At 56.8% G+C, this 16,013-nt stretch carries 16 protein-coding genes; 14 read left to right on the top strand and 2 right to left on the bottom strand.

The genetic code is table 11. From position 1 onward, the window contains the following. Positions 1-5: 5 nt before the first annotated feature. From C3F35_RS05165 to nei, 8 genes are read left to right on the top strand one after another with little or no spacing between them, the layout of a single operon-like run. Positions 6-749 (top strand): type 2 GTP cyclohydrolase I, encoded by a 744-nt coding sequence (locus tag C3F35_RS05165; protein ID WP_077227898.1) that lies wholly within the window; start codon positions 6-8, stop codon positions 747-749. 14 nt (positions 750-763) lie between these two features. After that, positions 764-1,420, top strand: a complete 657-nt coding sequence (pxpB, locus tag C3F35_RS05160) for a 5-oxoprolinase subunit PxpB (protein ID WP_032617070.1) — start codon at positions 764-766, stop codon at positions 1,418-1,420. Continuing rightward, positions 1,414-2,346 carry a 5-oxoprolinase subunit PxpC gene (pxpC, locus tag C3F35_RS05155; protein ID WP_103791915.1) on the top strand — a complete coding sequence of 311 codons (933 nt, stop codon included), beginning with the start codon at positions 1,414-1,416 and terminating at the stop codon, positions 2,344-2,346. The genes pxpB and pxpC overlap by 7 nt, the downstream gene beginning before the upstream one ends. Next, positions 2,336-3,070 carry a 5-oxoprolinase subunit PxpA gene (pxpA, locus tag C3F35_RS05150; protein WP_103792025.1) on the top strand — a complete coding sequence of 245 codons (735 nt, stop codon included), beginning with the start codon at positions 2,336-2,338 and terminating at the stop codon, positions 3,068-3,070. The genes pxpC and pxpA overlap by 11 nt, the downstream gene beginning before the upstream one ends. Positions 3,071-3,105: 35 nt before the next feature. Further along, entirely contained in the window at positions 3,106-3,816 is a 711-nt protein-coding gene (locus C3F35_RS05145; RefSeq protein WP_032617073.1) for a DUF969 domain-containing protein, read from the top strand. Further along, positions 3,813-4,808, top strand: coding sequence for a DUF979 domain-containing protein (locus tag C3F35_RS05140; RefSeq protein ID WP_032617074.1), 996 nt, complete (start codon positions 3,813-3,815; stop codon positions 4,806-4,808). The genes C3F35_RS05145 and C3F35_RS05140 overlap by 4 nt, the downstream gene beginning before the upstream one ends. Positions 4,809-4,817: 9 nt before the next feature. After that, the gene (gene pcp / locus C3F35_RS05135; protein WP_032617075.1) at positions 4,818-5,462 is read left to right on the top strand and encodes a pyroglutamyl-peptidase I; all 645 of its coding nucleotides are present in this window, start codon (positions 4,818-4,820) and stop codon (positions 5,460-5,462) included. Between the two features lie 14 nt (positions 5,463-5,476). Continuing rightward, complete coding sequence (gene nei, locus C3F35_RS05130) at positions 5,477-6,268, top strand: endonuclease VIII (RefSeq protein ID WP_103791916.1); 792 nt, start codon at positions 5,477-5,479, stop codon at positions 6,266-6,268. 110 nt (positions 6,269-6,378) lie between these two features. Here nei and C3F35_RS05125 read toward each other — a convergent pair whose 3' ends face one another. Both C3F35_RS05125 and C3F35_RS27340 read right to left on the bottom strand, forming a co-directional pair. Beyond that, on the bottom strand, positions 6,379-7,665 hold the full coding sequence (locus tag C3F35_RS05125) for a citrate synthase (protein ID WP_032617078.1): 1,287 nt from the start codon (positions 7,663-7,665) through the stop codon (positions 6,379-6,381). 205 nt (positions 7,666-7,870) lie between these two features. Further along, on the bottom strand, positions 7,871-7,978 hold the full coding sequence (locus tag C3F35_RS27340; RefSeq protein ID WP_418936630.1) for a hypothetical protein: 108 nt from the start codon (positions 7,976-7,978) through the stop codon (positions 7,871-7,873). 327 nt (positions 7,979-8,305) lie between these two features. Here C3F35_RS27340 and sdhC point away from each other — a divergent pair, with 327 nt between their 5' ends. From sdhC to odhB, 6 genes are all read left to right on the top strand, one after another. Continuing rightward, positions 8,306-8,710, top strand: a complete 405-nt coding sequence (gene sdhC, locus C3F35_RS05115) for a succinate dehydrogenase cytochrome b556 subunit (RefSeq protein WP_032617136.1) — start codon at positions 8,306-8,308, stop codon at positions 8,708-8,710. Continuing rightward, on the top strand, positions 8,704-9,051 hold the full coding sequence (sdhD, locus tag C3F35_RS05110) for a succinate dehydrogenase membrane anchor subunit (protein WP_032617079.1): 348 nt from the start codon (positions 8,704-8,706) through the stop codon (positions 9,049-9,051). Before sdhC ends, sdhD begins: the two co-directional genes overlap by 7 nt. Further along, positions 9,051-10,817 (top strand): succinate dehydrogenase flavoprotein subunit, encoded by a 1,767-nt coding sequence (sdhA, locus tag C3F35_RS05105; RefSeq protein WP_032617080.1) that lies wholly within the window; start codon positions 9,051-9,053, stop codon positions 10,815-10,817. The genes sdhD and sdhA overlap by 1 nt, the downstream gene beginning before the upstream one ends. Positions 10,818-10,832: 15 nt before the next feature. Then, positions 10,833-11,549 (top strand): succinate dehydrogenase iron-sulfur subunit, encoded by a 717-nt coding sequence (locus tag C3F35_RS05100; RefSeq protein ID WP_032617081.1) that lies wholly within the window; start codon positions 10,833-10,835, stop codon positions 11,547-11,549. 348 nt (positions 11,550-11,897) lie between these two features. Continuing rightward, the gene (gene sucA / locus C3F35_RS05095) at positions 11,898-14,705 is read left to right on the top strand and encodes a 2-oxoglutarate dehydrogenase E1 component (protein WP_059308497.1); all 2,808 of its coding nucleotides are present in this window, start codon (positions 11,898-11,900) and stop codon (positions 14,703-14,705) included. A 14-nt stretch (positions 14,706-14,719) separates the two neighbouring features. Next, on the top strand, positions 14,720-15,946 hold the full coding sequence (gene odhB / locus C3F35_RS05090; RefSeq protein ID WP_032617083.1) for a 2-oxoglutarate dehydrogenase complex dihydrolipoyllysine-residue succinyltransferase: 1,227 nt from the start codon (positions 14,720-14,722) through the stop codon (positions 15,944-15,946). Positions 15,947-16,013: the final 67 nt, after the last annotated feature.

Below are 16,013 nucleotides of genomic sequence, written 5' to 3'. Positions count from 1 at the left end.
CAACAATGAAAAACAGTGAACTGGAAAAACTGATTAACGACAAGCTGAACAGCAGCAGCTTTAGTGACTATGCGCCGAACGGCCTGCAGGTAGAAGGGCGTGAGCAGGTGCAGAAGATTGTAACCGGGGTGACCGCAAGCCAGGCGCTGATCGATGAAGCAGTGCGCCAGAAAGCCGATGCGGTAATTGTCCACCACGGCTATTTCTGGAAGGGCGAATCCCCGGTGATCCGCGGTATGAAGCGCAATCGCCTGAAAACGCTGCTGGAAAACGACATCAACCTCTACGGCTGGCATCTGCCGCTGGACGCTCACCCGCAACTGGGGAACAACGCCCAGCTGGCGGCGCTGCTCGGCATTACCGTCATGGGCGAAATCGAGCCGCTGGTGCCCTGGGGCGAGCTATCCATGCCGGTACCGGGCCTGGAACTGGCCTCCTGGATTGAAGCCCGTCTGGGGCGTCGCCCACTGTGGAGCGGCGACACCGGGCCGGACAACGTCCAGCGCGTCGCCTGGTGTACCGGCGGCGGGCAGAGCTTTATTGACAGCGCGGCGCGCTTTGGCGTCGATGCCTTTATTACCGGCGAAGTGTCGGAGCAAACCATTCACTCTGCCCGGGAGCAGGGGCTGCATTTTTATGCCGCGGGACACCATGCCACGGAACGCGGCGGCATCCGTGCCCTCAGCGAATGGCTGACGGAAACGACTGACCTGGATGTCACTTTTGTGGATATCCCTAATCCAGCCTGATGAGAGGTGTATAAGTGCAGCGAGCACGTTGTTATCTGTTAGGCGAAACCGCCGTAGTGCTGGAACTGGAGCCGCCGGTCACGCTGGCGACGCAAAAACGGATCTGGCGCCTGACCCAGCGGCTGGGGGAGATCCCCGAAGTGGTGGAAGCCATTCCGGGGATGAATAACATCACCGTGGTGTTGCGCAATCCTCACTCGCTGGCGCTGGATGCGATTGAGCGTCTGCAGCGCTGGTGGGAGGAGAGCGAGGCGCTGGAGCCTGAGTCCCGCAATATCGACATTCCCGTCGTCTATGGCACCGCAGCAGGCCCCGATCTGGGCGAGGTGGCCCGGCACGCCGGGCTGACCGAGAAACAGGTCGTGGAGCTTCACGCCTCCGTTGATTATGTGGTCTGGTTTTTAGGTTTTCAGCCGGGCTTTCCTTATTTGGGCGGGTTGCCCGAGCAGCTGGCGACGCCGCGTCGGGATGAGCCCCGGCTGCTGGTTCCGGCTGGCTCGGTGGGGATTGGCGGGGCGCAAACCGGCATTTATCCGTTAGCCACCCCTGGCGGCTGGCAGCTGATTGGGCACACTCCGCTGCCGCTGTTTGATCCCCATCGTGACGAGCCGGTGCTGTTGCGACCGGGCGATACCGTGCGGTTTATCCCGCAGAAGGAGGGGGTATGCTAAAAATTATTCGCGCAGGGTTATATACCTCGGTGCAGGATGGCGGACGTATCGGTTTTCGCCAGTCAGGGATCAGCTACTGTGGCGCGCTGGATAAACCGGCATTACAGATCGGCAATCTGCTGGTGGGGAATGACCCGGACGATGCTGCGCTGGAGATCACCCTCGGGCAGTGTACTTTCGAATTTGAGCAAGACGGCTGGTTCGCCCTGACCGGGGCGGGCTGCGACGCCCACCTTGACGGCGCAGCGGTCTGGACCGGCTGGCGTCTGCCGGTGAAAGCCGGGCAACAGCTCACCCTGAATCGTCCCCGCCGCGGCATGCGCAGCTATCTGGCGATTGCGGGCGGTATCGACGTGCCATCGGTCATGAACTCCCTCAGCACCGACCTGAAAGTGGGGCTGGGTGGTCACGAGGGACGCCTGCTGAAAGATGGCGATCGCCTGGCCGTTCGGCCTGGCGCGCGGGCGTTCATCGAAGCCCAGGGGGTAAAACAACTGCTGTGGGATAACCGCGTGCGCGTCTTGCCGGGGCCGGAGTATCACGAGTTTGATAAGGCCTCGCAGGATGCGCTCTGGCGCCTGCCTTGGCAGCTCAGCCCGCAAAGTAACCGTATGGGGTATCGCCTGCAGGGGCAGAAGCTGGTGCGCACTACCGAGCGTGAAATGCTGTCGCACGGTCTGCTGCCGGGTGTCATTCAGGTGCCGCACAACGGGCAGCCGATCGTGCTGATGAACGATGCGCAGACCACCGGGGGGTATCCACGGATCGCCTGCATCATTGAGGCCGATATGTACCACCTGGCACAGGCCCCACTTGGGCAGCCGATCCACTTTGTCCCCTGTACGCTGGAAGAGGCGCTCGAGGCGCGGCGGATCCAGAAGCAATACATCGAACAACTGGCGTGGAGGTTACATGATCGCGGTTGATTTAAATGCTGATTTAGGCGAAGGCTGCGGCAGCGATGCTGCGCTGTTAAAGCTGGTATCGTCTGCGAACATTGCCTGCGGCTTTCACGCCGGTGATGCCCGGACCATGTTGGCCTGCGTGCGTGAGGCGCTGACAAACGGCGTGGCCATTGGGGCGCACCCCAGCTTCCCGGACCGGGAAAACTTTGGCCGCACGGCCATGACCCTGCCGCCGGATACGGTCTACGCGCAAATGCTGTACCAGATTGGCGCCCTGGCGGCGATTGTTCGCGCCGAAGGGGGGCAGCTGCGTCATGTGAAACCGCACGGCATGCTCTATAACCAGGCGGCAAAAGATCGTGAGCTGGCCGATGCCATTGCCCGTGCTACCGTTACCATCGACCCGGATTTAATTCTGGTGGGGCTGGCGGGCAGCGAGCTGATCCGGGCGGGGACGCGCTTTGGCCTGATTACACGCGAGGAGGTTTTTGCCGATCGGGGTTATCAGGCTGACGGCAGCCTGGTGCCGCGCACCCAGGCCGGAGCGCTGATTGCCGATGAAGATCAGGCCCTGGCGCAAACCCTGGAGATGCTCCAGCACGGACGGGTGAAAAGTATTACCGGTGAATGGGCAACCGTGCACGCGCAGACGGTGTGCATCCACGGTGACGGGGAACACGCGCTGGCCTTTGCCCGTCGCCTGCGTACAGAATTTGAAGCAAATAATATAAAAATCAGTGCATAACGCACACTTGCAAACACAACAACAGGAAAGAGAACATGGCAGAGACGCTATCCCTCTGGCCACTCATCGGTATCGCGGTGATTGTGGTCGGGTTTCTTTTACGCTTTAACCCGGTGCTGGTGGTCATTGTCGCCGGGATCGTCACCGGCCTTGCGGCGCATATGCCGATTGCCACCATTCTGGAAAAATTGGGTGAAGGGTTCCTGAATACCCGCAACCTGCCCTTTATCCTGCTGATCCCGCTGGCGGTTATCGGCCTGCTGGAGCGTCACGGCCTGAAAGAGCGGGCGCAGGCGTGGATCGCGAAGATCCACAGCGCCACCGCCGGTCGTCTGCTGATCGTCTATCTGTTTGTCCGCGAAGCCTCGGCGGCGATGGGGCTGACCAGTCTCGGCGGTCACCCGCAGATGGTGCGCCCTTTGCTGGCACCGATGGCGGAAGGGGCAGCAGAGAAGAAGTATGGCGAACTGCCGGGCGCGGTGCGTTATCGCCTGCGGGCGATGTCGGCGGCCACCGATAACGTCGGGCTGTTCTTTGGCGAAGATATCTTTGTCGCCTTTGGCGCCATCATCTTTATGCATAACTTTATGCTCGAATCCGGCGGGATCCAGACGGAACCGCTGCATATTGCCCTGTGGGGGATCCCGACCGCGCTCTGCGCCTTTGCGATCCACGCGACCCGCCTGTACCGCCTGGATAAGCATCTGGAGCGTGAGCTGGCCAAAGTGCAGGGAGAAGTGAAATGAATTTCCAGCAAAGTTATCTCTACTGGCTGGCAGGGCTGATCCTGCTGATCGTGGCGCTGATGTCGTTTCGCGATAAAGCCAACCCGCGACGCATCACGACTGGCCTGTTCTGGGGCATTTACGGTCTGCTGTTCCTGCTCGGCACCTGGACTTACGATCTGGTGGGTGACAAGCGAACCGTTCATATCGCGGTAGGGGTGGCGGTTGTCGTGCTGGCGCTGATTGCCGGTTTTGGTGGCGTGCGTCTGGGCAGCTATCACCAGCGCACGGCGGAAGAGCGTGAGAGCAGCGCGAAGCGTCTGGGTAATCGCCTGTTCTTACCGGCGCTGGCCATTCCGGTAGTGACGGTGGTGGGCGTGCTGATGTTTAACCACATTCCGGGCCTCCAGGAAACCCTGTTCGGGCCGGGCAACCACGCAACGCTGGTGACGCTCTTCTCGATGACGGTCGGTTCGCTGATAGGTCTGGCGATGGCGATCAAAATGACCCACGAAAACGTGCATCAGCCGCTGCAGGAGGCTCGCCGTCTTCTCGACTCCATCGGTTGGGCCTTTATTCTGCCGCAGATCCTCGCCACCCTTGGCCTGCTGTTTACCGCCGCCGGGGTCGGGGAGGGGATTTCGTATCTTACCCAGACGTATCTGGCGGTCGATAGCCGGTTTATCGCGGTGGCGGTCTATGCCATCGGTATGGCGCTGCTGACCATGGTGATGGGCAACGCCTTTGCCGCTTTCCCGATTGTCACGGCCGGGATCGGCATTCCGATTCTGGTGTTGCAGCACGGCGGCAACCCGGCGGTGATGGCGGCGATTGGCATGTTCTCCGGCTACTGCGGTACGCTGATGACGCCAATGGCGGCCAACTTCAACATTGTGCCCGCCGCCCTGCTGGAGTTGCCGGATAAAAATGCGGTTATCAAAGCGCAGGTGCCTACCGGGGTGCTGCTGCTGATTGCCAACGTTTTCCTGCTCTACTTCCTGATGTTCCTGTAAGGAGAAATGATGCAAACCGTATTAATCACGGGATTTGAACCCTTTGGCGGCGAAACCGTTAACCCGTCATGGGAAGTGGTAAAGCTGCTGGATGGGACCATTATTGACGACTGCCGCGTAGTGGCGCGGCAGTTGCCCTGCGTGTTCGGCGAGTCGTTAGAAGTTCTGAATGCGGCCATTGATGCCCTGCAGCCGTCAGTAGTGCTGGCGATAGGCCAGGCCGGTGGGCGCGTGGATGTGACCGTGGAACGGGTGGCGATCAACGTCGATGATGCCCGTATCCCGGATAACCGTGGGCAGCAGCCGGTGGACGTTGCTATCGTACCGGATGGTCCGGCGGCCTGGTTTAGCACCCTGCCGATCAAAGCGATGGTGGCGGCGCTCCGCGAGGCCGGTATTCCTGCTTCGGTTTCGCAAACGGCTGGCACATTCGTCTGCAACCATGTGATGTATGGCGTGCTGCACAAGCTGGCGGACTGGCCGGAGGTAAAAGGCGGATTTATCCATATTCCATACCTGCCCGAGCAGGCCGCGGCGCATCCTGGCGCCCCGAGCATGGCCGCGCAAACCGTGAAGCAGGCGCTGGAGATTGCCATTACGGTGGCGTTGCGACAAGCGCACGACATCAAGGTGGTTGGCGGCGCAACGCACTAACACAGGACATTACGATGCCAGAAGGACCGGAGATCCGCCGCGCGGCGGACAGCCTTGAGACGGCGATAAAAGGCAAACCGCTCACCGACGTGTGGTTTGCTTTTCCTCAGCTAAAACCCTTTGAATCCCGGCTTATTGGGGAGAGGGTTACGCATGTGGAGACACGGGGCAAAGCGCTTCTTACCCACTTCTCTAACCAACTGACGCTCTACAGCCATAACCAGCTTTACGGCGTCTGGCGGGTGGTGGAAACCGGCCAGGAGCCGCAGACCACGCGGGTGCTGCGCGTTAAGTTACAGACCGCAGAGAAAACCATCCTGCTTTACAGCGCCTCGGATATCGAAATGCTGATGCCAGAGCAGCTTGCCACCCATTCCTTCCTGCAGCGGGTGGGGCCGGATGTGCTGGATTTAAGCCTGACGGCAGAAGATGTCAAAGCGCGGTTACTATCAGCAAAATTCCGCAATCGCCAGTTTTCCGGGCTATTGCTGGATCAGGCGTTTCTGGCGGGGTTAGGGAATTATCTGCGGGTTGAGATCCTGTGGGAGGTAGGGCTGGCGCCGCAGCACAAGGCGTCACAGTTAACTGACCTACAGCTCGACGCGCTGGCGCACGCGCTGCTGGCGATCCCGCGCCTGTCGTACAACACCCGCGGCGTGGTGAATGACAATAAGCATCACGGGGCGTTGTTCCGTTTTAAGGTGTTTCATCGCGCAGGGAAAAAGTGTGAACGGTGCGGCGGGAAGATAGAGAAGACCACGCTCTCTTCACGACCCTTTTACTGGTGCCCTGGGTGCCAGGTATAAAAGCCGGGTGGCGAAGGTAAAAATAAAACGGTAACCCTTGGGTTACCGTTTTTTATTTTGCATCCTCTCCCTGTAAGAGAGGAGGAGGGCATCAGGCTGCCCTCATGCGGTTAGCGTTTGGTGATCGCCGTTTCGAAATTACGCTGCTCGTAGCCGGTGTACAGCTGACGTGGACGCGCAATTTTCATCCCTTCGGTGTGCATTTCGTTCCAGTGCGCAATCCAGCCCACGGTACGCGCCATCGCGAAGATCACGGTAAACATGGAAGACGGAATACCCATCGCTTTCAGGATGATACCGGAGTAGAAGTCGACGTTCGGGTAGAGTTTCTTCTCGATGAAGTACGGGTCGTTCAGCGCGATGTGTTCCAGCTCCATCGCCACCTGCAGCAGGTCATCTTTAGTGCCCAGCTCTTTCAGCACTTCATGGCAGGTTTCACGCATCACGGTTGCACGCGGATCGTAGTTTTTGTAAACACGGTGACCGAAGCCCATCAGACGGAAGGAGTCATTCTTGTCTTTCGCGCGACGCACGAACTCAGGAATGTGCTCAACGGAGCTGATCTCTTCCAGCATCTTCAGTGCCGCTTCGTTCGCGCCGCCGTGTGCCGGTCCCCACAGGGAGGCAATACCTGCTGCGATACAGGCGAACGGGTTGGCGCCAGAGGAGCCAGCGGTACGCACGGTAGAGGTGGAGGCGTTCTGCTCGTGGTCAGCGTGCAGGATCAGAATACGATCCATGGCGCGTTCCAGAACCGGGTTCACTTCATACTCTTCACACGGCGTGGCGAACATCATGCGCAGGAAGTTACCGGCGTAGGAGAGGTCGTTGCGTGGATAAACAAACGGCTGTCCGATGGAGTATTTGTAACACATCGCAGCCATGGTTGGCATTTTGGACAGCAGACGGAATGCAGCGATATCGCGATGACGCTGATTATTTACATCCAGCGAGTCATGGTAGAACGCAGCCAGCGCACCGGTGATCCCACACATGACCGCCATCGGATGGGAATCACGACGGAACGCATGGAACAGACGGGTGATCTGCTCATGAATCATGGTGTGGCGGGTAACGGTGGTTTTGAACTCATCGTACTGTTCCTGAGTCGGCTTTTCGCCGTTCAGCAGGATGTAGCACACTTCCAGATAGTTGGATTCAGTGGCTAACTGATCGATGGGGAAACCGCGGTGCAGCAGGATACCTTCGTCACCGTCGATATAGGTGATTTTGGATTCGCAAGATGCGGTGGAGGTAAAACCAGGGTCAAAGGTAAACATACCTTTTGAACCAAGACTACGGATATCAATAACATCCTGACCGAGCGTGCCTTTTAGCACATCCAGTTCGATAGCATCATCACCATTCAGGGTGATTTTTGCCTTAGTATCAGCCATTTACGGTCTCCTTAGCGCCTTATTGCTTAAGACTGCCCTTAACCGGATTTGCATTCAGCTGATTTATCATTGTTACCAGTTTGTTATTTGGCTCGCCGCTCAGCTCACGAGGAGAAACCAGGGTACAGAGCAATGGCGCTAGCAGGTAAACAAATGAGAAACCAGAGAAATAACAGCAAATCAGTGTTTGTGCAGTCCGAATTATTCAAACCTGTATATCACTAATAACTGTCCTGATAACTTCGGTCAATACCATCACACTGTTACATAACTTATTCTCAGGTGAAAGAGAGACCTCATAACTTTTGCGCATTATATGCCTTTTCTGGTGATGTTTGTAACAATAATGTTTAACATTTGTCAAATCAGATGATTAAAAATTAAAAAGATGTTGTTATCGTGACCCTGATCACTGTTCCGCATAAAACCAGACAAACTGTATGTAGGTTAATTGTAATGATTTTGTGAACGGCCTATACTGCCGCCAGGTCTCCGGAAAACCCTGCAATCCCGAGCCAACCAGCGTTGTAACGTGTCATTTGAGCATCTGGAAGCAATGTTTTGCATGACGCACAGTTATATAAAAGGCACGCTGTCTGACCCGCATCGCAGTCCGGAGGAAGGAAACTATAAGAACAGCATGTGGGCGTTATTCATGATAAGAAATGTGAAAAAACAAAGACCTGTCAATCTGGATCTGAAAACGATCCGATTCCCTGTAACGGCAATAGCGTCCATCCTTCATCGTGTATCCGGTGTGATCACGTTTGTCGCGGTGGGTATCCTGTTATGGTTGCTGGGTACCAGCCTCTCGTCTCCAGCAGGATTCCAGCAGGCCTCCGACATCATGAACGGTTTCTTCGTGAAATTTATCATGTGGGGCATCCTGACCGCGCTGGCCTATCACGTCGTCGGCGGTGTTCGCCATATGCTGATGGACGTTGGTTACCTGGAAGAGACCTTCGAATCCGGCAAACGCACCGCTAACATTTCATTTGTCATCACTGTCGTGCTTTCACTTCTCGCAGGAGTCCTCGTATGGTAAGCAACGCCTCCGCATTGGGACGCAACGGCGTACATGACTTCATTCTGGTCCGTGCTACCGCTATCGTTCTCACCCTCTACATCATCTACATGATCGGTTTCTTTGCCACCAGCGGCGACCTGACGTGGGAAATCTGGACCGGTTTCTTCGGTTCGGCATTCACCAAAGTCTTCACCCTGCTGGCGTTGGCCTCCATCCTTATCCATGCGTGGATTGGCATGTGGCAGGTATTGACCGATTACGTTAAACCCGTGGCGATTCGTCTGACGCTGCAGCTGGCAATCGTGGTTGCCCTGGCGGTTTACGTTATTTATGGATTCGTTGTGGTATGGGGTGTGTAATGAAACTGCCAGTCAGAGAATTTGATGCTGTAGTGATTGGAGCCGGTGGCGCAGGTATGCGCGCGGCGCTGCAAATTTCCCAGAGCGGCCAGACCTGTGCGCTGCTCTCTAAAGTCTTCCCGACCCGTTCCCATACCGTATCTGCGCAGGGTGGCATCACCGTCGCGCTCGGTAATACCCATGATGATAACTGGGAATGGCATATGTACGACACGGTGAAAGGCTCCGATTACATCGGTGACCAGGACGCCATTGAATATATGTGTAAAACCGGCCCGGAAGCGATTCTGGAGCTGGACCATATGGGTCTGCCTTTCTCCCGCCTGGAGAACGGCACCATCTATCAACGTCCGTTTGGCGGCCAGTCGAAGGACTTCGGCGGCGAGCAGGCGGCCCGTACCGCAGCAGCGGCCGACCGTACCGGTCACGCGCTTCTGCATACCCTGTATCAGCAGAACCTGAAGAACAAAACCACCATCTTCTCCGAGTGGTATGCCCTGGATCTGGTGAAAAACGAAGATGGCGCGATCGTAGGGTGTACCGCGCTGTGTATCGAAACCGGTGAAGTCGTCTACTTCAAAGCCCGTGCAACCGTGCTGGCAACCGGCGGTGCAGGCCGTATTTACCAGTCCACCACTAACGCCCATATCAACACCGGTGACGGCGTCGGTATGGCGATCCGCGCTGGCGTGCCGGTGCAGGATATGGAGATGTGGCAGTTCCACCCAACCGGTATCGCCGGTGCGGGCGTGCTGGTTACAGAAGGCTGCCGCGGTGAAGGTGGCTACCTGCTGAACAAACATGGCGAGCGCTTCATGGAGCGTTATGCCCCGAATGCGAAAGATCTGGCGGGTCGTGACGTGGTGGCGCGTTCCATCATGATCGAAATCCGTGAAGGTCGTGGCTGCGACGGTCCGTGGGGGCCGCACGCGAAGCTGAAACTTGACCACCTGGGTAAAGAGGTTCTGGAATCACGTCTGCCAGGCATCCTGGAGCTGTCCCGTACCTTTGCTCACGTCGACCCGGTTAAAGAGCCGATCCCGGTAATCCCAACCTGCCACTACATGATGGGCGGTATTCCGACCAAAGTGACCGGCCAGGCGCTGACCGTGAACGAGCAGGGCGAAGACGTGGTGATCCCGGGCCTGTTCGCGGTAGGCGAAATTGCCTGCGTATCCGTACACGGCGCCAACCGTCTGGGCGGCAACTCGCTTCTCGACCTGGTGGTGTTTGGTCGTGCGGTGGGTCTGCATCTGCAAGAGTCTATTGCTGAGCAGGGGCCGCTGCGTGATGCCACCGACGCGAATATCGACGCCTCTCTGGAACGTCTGAATCGCTGGAACGGTAACCGCAACGGCGAAGATCCGGTAGAGATTCGTAAGGCGCTGCAGGAGTGCATGCAGCACAACTTCTCGGTATTCCGTGAAGGCGATGCGATGGCGAAAGGGCTTGAGCAGCTGAAAGCGATCCGCGAGCGTCTGAAAAATGCCCGTCTGGACGATACTTCCAGCGAGTTCAACACCCAGCGCGTAGAGTGTCTGGAGCTGGATAACCTGATGGAAACCGCTTACGCGACTGCGGTCTCTGCAAACTTCCGTACCGAAAGCCGTGGCGCGCATAGCCGCTTCGACTTCCCGGATCGTGACGACGAAAACTGGCTGTGCCATTCCCTGTACCTGCCAGAGTCGGAATCCATGACACGTCGTAGCGTCAATATGGAACCGAAACTGCGTCCGGCGTTCCCGCCGAAGATTCGTACTTATTAATGCGGAGACAGGACAATGAAACTCGAATTCTCAGTTTATCGTTATAACCCGGATGTTGATGACGCTCCGCATATGCAGGATTACACCCTGGAAGCGGAAGAAGGCCGGGACATGATGCTGCTTGATGCGTTAATGCAGCTGAAAGAAAAAGATCCGACACTGTCATTCCGTCGTTCCTGCCGTGAAGGCGTGTGTGGCTCCGACGGCCTGAACATGAACGGCAAAAACGGTCTGGCCTGTATCACCCCTATCTCTGCGCTACAGCGTGCGGGACAGAAGATTGTGATCCGGCCTCTGCCAGGTCTGCCGGTTGTTCGTGATTTGGTGGTGGACATGGGGCAATTCTATGCACAATATGAGAAGATTAAGCCTTACTTATTGAATAATGGGCAAAATCCACCCGCTCGCGAGCATTTACAGTCGCCAGAGCAGCGTGAAAAACTCGATGGCCTGTATGAGTGTATTCTCTGTGCATGTTGTTCGACCTCTTGCCCGTCGTTCTGGTGGAACCCGGACAAGTTTATCGGCCCGGCTGGCCTGCTGGCAGCATACCGCTTCCTGATTGACAGCCGTGATACCGAAACCGACAACCGCCTGGAAGGGCTGAGTGACGCTTTCAGCGTATTCCGCTGCCACAGCATCATGAACTGCGTCAGTGTATGTCCTAAGGGACTGAACCCGACGCGCGCTATCGGCCACATCAAGTCGATGCTGCTGCAGCGCAGTGCGTAAGTCATAAGAGGGGAACGTGGTTCCCCTCACCCTAACCCTCTCCCCACAGGGGAGAGGGGATAGATTGCAGAAACCTTTAAAAACTGCCAGATGAATAAATAATCGAGACGTTCAGCGCGAGACAAGGCGCGGTTGAATGAATCCCCAGAGCATAGTGACTATGTGAATGGGGTGAGTGAAAGCCGCAACGCAATCGCAGCCGGAACGACGAAGATTATTTAGACAGTTTCTAAAGGTTCCTTCGCGAGCCAAATGAAAAGAGCTCGCAGGTGAACCCCGGCACGTACACGTGGTGTGCGTGGTAGTTTCTACGGCGAAAGTAAGCATAAAAATGCTTAAGGGATCACGATGCAGAACGGCGCAATGAAAGCCTGGCTGGACTCTTCATTCCTCTCTGGTGCGAACCAGAGCTGGATTGAACAGCTCTATGAAGACTTCTTAACCGACCCTGACTCAGTGGACGCTAACTGGCGTTCGATGTTCCAGCAGTTACCTGGAACAGGAGTCAAACCGGATCAATTTCATTCCAAAACACGTGATTATTTCCGTCGTCTGGCGAAGGATGCCTCACGTTACTCTTCCGCCATCTCCGATCCTGACACCAATGCAAAGCAGGTTAAAGTCCTGCAGCTGATTAACGCCTACCGTTTCCGTGGCCACCAGCATGCGAATCTGGATCCGCTGGGACTGTGGCAGCAGGAGCGTGTGGCAGATCTCGACCCGGCTTATCACGATCTGACCGAAGCTGATTTCCAGGAAACCTTTAACGTGGGTTCTTTCGCTATCGGCAAAGACACGATGAAGCTGGGCGATCTGCTGGAGGCGCTGAAGCAAACCTACTGCGGCTCTATCGGTGCGGAATATATGCACATCACCTCCACCGAAGAAAAACGCTGGATCCAGCAGCGTATTGAATCGGTTGCCGGTAAATCCACCTTCAATGCGGAAGAGAAAAAACGCTTCCTTAGCGAACTGACCGCAGCAGAAGGGCTGGAGCGCTACCTCGGTGCCAAATTCCCGGGTGCAAAACGCTTCTCGCTGGAAGGCGGCGATGCGCTGGTGCCAATGCTGAAAGAGCTGATCCGCCATGCAGGTAATAGCGGCACTCGCGAAGTGGTACTGGGCATGGCCCACCGTGGTCGTCTGAACGTACTTATCAACGTGCTGGGTAAAAAACCACAGGATCTGTTCGACGAATTCGCAGGCAAACATAAAGAACACCTCGGTACCGGTGACGTGAAGTACCACATGGGCTTCTCATCGGATATCGAAACCAACGGCGGCCTGGTTCACATGGCGCTGGCGTTCAACCCGTCGCACCTTGAGATCGTTAGCCCGGTGGTTATCGGTTCCGTGCGCGCCCGTCTGGATCGTCTGGACGAGCCGAGCAGCAACAAAGTGCTGCCAATCACCATTCACGGCGATGCGGCCATTACCGGTCAGGGCGTGGTTCAGGAAACCCTGAACATGTCTAAAGCGCGTGGTTACGAAGTGGGCGGTACCGTTCGCATCGTGATCAACAACCAGGTGGGCTTCACCACCTCTAACCCACTGGATGCGCGTTCTACCCCATACTGCACCGACATCGGCAAGATGGTTCAGGCGCCAATTTTCCACGTGAACGCGGATGACCCGGAAGCCGTTGCTTTCGTGACCCGTCTGGCGCTGGACTTCCGTAATACCTTTAAACGCGATGTGCTGATCGACCTGTTCTGCTACCGCCGTCATGGCCATAACGAAGCAGATGAGCCAAGCGCAACCCAGCCGCTGATGTACCAGAAGATCAAAAAGCATCCGACCCCGCGCAAAATCTACGCTGACAAGCTGGAAGCGGACAAGGTTGTGACGCTGGAAGATGCGACCGAGATGGTCAATCTTTACCGCGATGCGCTGGATGCGGGCGAATGCGTGGTGAAAGAGCTGCGTCCAATGAACATGCACTCCTTCACCTGGTCGCCGTACCTCAACCACGAGTGGGATGAGAGCTACCCGAACAAGGTCGAGATGAAGCGTCTGCAGGAGCTGGCAAAACGCATCAGCACCGTACCAGAAGCTATCGAAATGCAGTCCCGCGTGCAGAAGATCTACGCTGACCGTCAGTCAATGGCGTCAGGTGAGAAGCTGTTCGACTGGGGCGGTGCAGAGAACCTGGCCTACGCGACCCTGGTTGACGAAGGTATTCCTGTGCGTCTGTCCGGTGAAGATGCGGGCCGCGGCACCTTCTTCCACCGCCATGCGGTGATCCATAACCAGACTAACGGTTCCACCTACACCCCGCTGCAGCACGTGCATAACGGTCAGGGCCAGTTCAAGGTCTGGGACTCCGTGCTCTCTGAAGAAGCGGTTCTGGCGTTTGAATACGGTTACGCCACTGCTGAACCACGCACCCTGACCATCTGGGAAGCGCAGTTCGGTGACTTCGCCAACGGTGCGCAGGTCGTTATCGACCAGTTCATCAGTTCCGGCGAGCAGAAGTGGGGCCGTATGTGTGGCCTGGTGATGCTGCTGCCGCACGGTTACGAAGGGCAAGGCCCGGAGCACTCCTCCGCGCGTCTGGAGCGTTATCTGCAACTCTGCGCCGAGCAGAACATGCAGGTCTGCGTGCCGTCTACCCCGGCTCAGGTCTACCACATGCTGCGTCGTCAGGCGCTGCGCGGGATGCGTCGTCCGCTGGTGGTGATGTCGCCGAAATCGCTGCTGCGTCACCCGCTGGCGGTCTCCTCGCTGGATGAACTGGCAAATGGCACTTTCCTGCCGGCCATCGGTGAAATTGACGACCTGGATCCGCAGGGCGTTAAGCGCGTCGTGATGTGTTCTGGTAAGGTTTATTACGACCTGCTGGAACAGCGCCGTAAGAACGATCAGAAAGATGTCGCCATCGTGCGTATCGAACAGCTTTATCCGTTCCCGCATCAGGCGATGCAGGAAGCGTTAAAACCTTATGCTCACGTACATGATTTTGTCTGGTGCCAGGAAGAGCCGCTCAACCAGGGCGCATGGTACTGCAGCCAGCATCATTTCCGTGAAGTGATTCCATTTGGGTCTGCTCTGCGTTACGCAGGTCGCCCGGCCTCTGCCTCTCCGGCAGTAGGGTATATGTCCGTTCACCAGAAGCAGCAACAAGATCTGGTTAATGACGCGCTGAACGTCGATTAATTAAAGGATAAATAATGAGTAGCGTAGATATTCTTGTTCCCGACCTGCCTGAATCCGTCGCTGATGCGACCGTTGCAACCTGGCATAAAAAACCAGGCGACGCGGTAAAACGCGATGAAGTGCTGGTAGAAATCGAAACTGACAAAGTGGTACTGGAAGTACCGGCTTCAGCGGACGGCATTCTGGATGCAGTGCTGGAAGATGAAGGCACGACTGTGACCTCTCGTCAGCTGCTGGGTCGCCTGCGTGAAGGCAACAGCGCGGGCAAAGAGTCCAGCGCGAAATCTGAAGAGAAAGCCTCTACACCGGCCCAGCGCCAGCAGGCTTCTCTGGAAGAGCAGACGAACGACGCACTCAGCCCGGCGATCCGTCGCCTGCTGGCAGAGCACACTCTCGACGCGGCTGCCATTAAAGGCACCGGTGTGGGTGGTCGTCTGACCCGTGAAGACATTGAAAAACACCTGGCGAAAGCGCCTTCTGACGCAAAAGCTGAAGCGAAAGCACCGGCAGCCGCACCAGCAGCACAGCCTGCACTGGGCGCTCGCAGCGAAAAACGCGTGCCGATGACTCGCCTGCGTAAGCGCGTGGCCGAGCGTCTGCTGGAAGCGAAAAACTCCACCGCGATGCTGACCACCTTCAACGAAGTGAACATGAAGCCAATCATGGACCTGCGTAAGCAGTACGGTGACGCGTTTGAAAAACGTCACGGTATCCGTCTGGGCTTTATGTCCTTCTACGTGAAAGCCGTTGTTGAAGCCCTGAAACGCTTCCCGGAAGTGAACGCCTCCATCGATGGCGATGATGTGGTTTATCACAACTACTTCGACGTCAGCATGGCCGTTTCTACCCCGCGCGGCCTGGTGACCCCGGTTCTGCGTGATGTAGACACCTTGGGCATGGCTGACATCGAGAAGAAAATCAAAGAACTGGCCGTGAAAGGCCGTGACGGCAAGCTGACCGTAGAAGACCTGACTGGCGGTAACTTCACCATTACCAACGGCGGCGTTTTCGGCTCGCTGATGTCTACCCCGATCATCAACCCACCACAGAGCGCGATCCTGGGCATGCATGCCATCAAAGATCGTCCTATGGCGGTTGACGGTAAAGTCGAGATCTTGCCGATGATGTACCTGGCGCTCTCCTACGATCACCGTCTGATCGACGGCCGCGAGTCTGTGGGCTTCCTGGTGGCAATTAAAGAGCTGCTGGAAGATCCAACCCGTCTGCTGCTGGACGTTTAGTTTTTAGCCGTACTGCCCGGCGGCACTTTGACTGCCGGGCCTACAAAAGCATGACCTAACGATTACC

It is taken from the genome of Leclercia sp. LSNIH3 (assembly GCF_002935105.1).
Taxonomy (GTDB): domain Bacteria; phylum Pseudomonadota; class Gammaproteobacteria; order Enterobacterales; family Enterobacteriaceae; genus Enterobacter; species Enterobacter adecarboxylatus.
This window is presented reverse-complemented; position numbering and strand designations above follow the sequence as displayed.

Excerpts from the sequence above, each read along its gene's own strand:
- sdhC (WP_032617136.1), top strand. The coding sequence starts at position 8,306 with ATGTGGGCGTTATTCATGATAAGAAATGTGAAAAAACAAAGACCTGTC.
- sdhD (WP_032617079.1), top strand. The coding sequence starts at position 8,704 with ATGGTAAGCAACGCCTCCGCATTGGGACGCAACGGCGTACATGACTTC.
- pcp (WP_032617075.1), top strand. The coding sequence starts at position 4,818 with ATGCAAACCGTATTAATCACGGGATTTGAACCCTTTGGCGGCGAAACC.
- C3F35_RS05145 (WP_032617073.1), top strand. The coding sequence starts at position 3,106 with ATGGCAGAGACGCTATCCCTCTGGCCACTCATCGGTATCGCGGTGATT.
- C3F35_RS05140 (WP_032617074.1), top strand. The coding sequence starts at position 3,813 with ATGAATTTCCAGCAAAGTTATCTCTACTGGCTGGCAGGGCTGATCCTG.
- odhB (WP_032617083.1), top strand. The coding sequence starts at position 14,720 with ATGAGTAGCGTAGATATTCTTGTTCCCGACCTGCCTGAATCCGTCGCT.
- sdhA (WP_032617080.1), top strand. The coding sequence starts at position 9,051 with ATGAAACTGCCAGTCAGAGAATTTGATGCTGTAGTGATTGGAGCCGGT.
- nei (WP_103791916.1), top strand. The coding sequence starts at position 5,477 with ATGCCAGAAGGACCGGAGATCCGCCGCGCGGCGGACAGCCTTGAGACG.
- sucA (WP_059308497.1), top strand. The coding sequence starts at position 11,898 with ATGCAGAACGGCGCAATGAAAGCCTGGCTGGACTCTTCATTCCTCTCT.
- C3F35_RS05165 (WP_077227898.1), top strand. The coding sequence starts at position 6 with ATGAAAAACAGTGAACTGGAAAAACTGATTAACGACAAGCTGAACAGC.
- C3F35_RS27340 (WP_418936630.1), bottom strand. The coding sequence starts at position 7,978 with ATGCGCAAAAGTTATGAGGTCTCTCTTTCACCTGAGAATAAGTTATGT.
- C3F35_RS05100 (WP_032617081.1), top strand. The coding sequence starts at position 10,833 with ATGAAACTCGAATTCTCAGTTTATCGTTATAACCCGGATGTTGATGAC.
- C3F35_RS05125 (WP_032617078.1), bottom strand. The coding sequence starts at position 7,665 with ATGGCTGATACTAAGGCAAAAATCACCCTGAATGGTGATGATGCTATC.
- pxpC (WP_103791915.1), top strand. The coding sequence starts at position 1,414 with ATGCTAAAAATTATTCGCGCAGGGTTATATACCTCGGTGCAGGATGGC.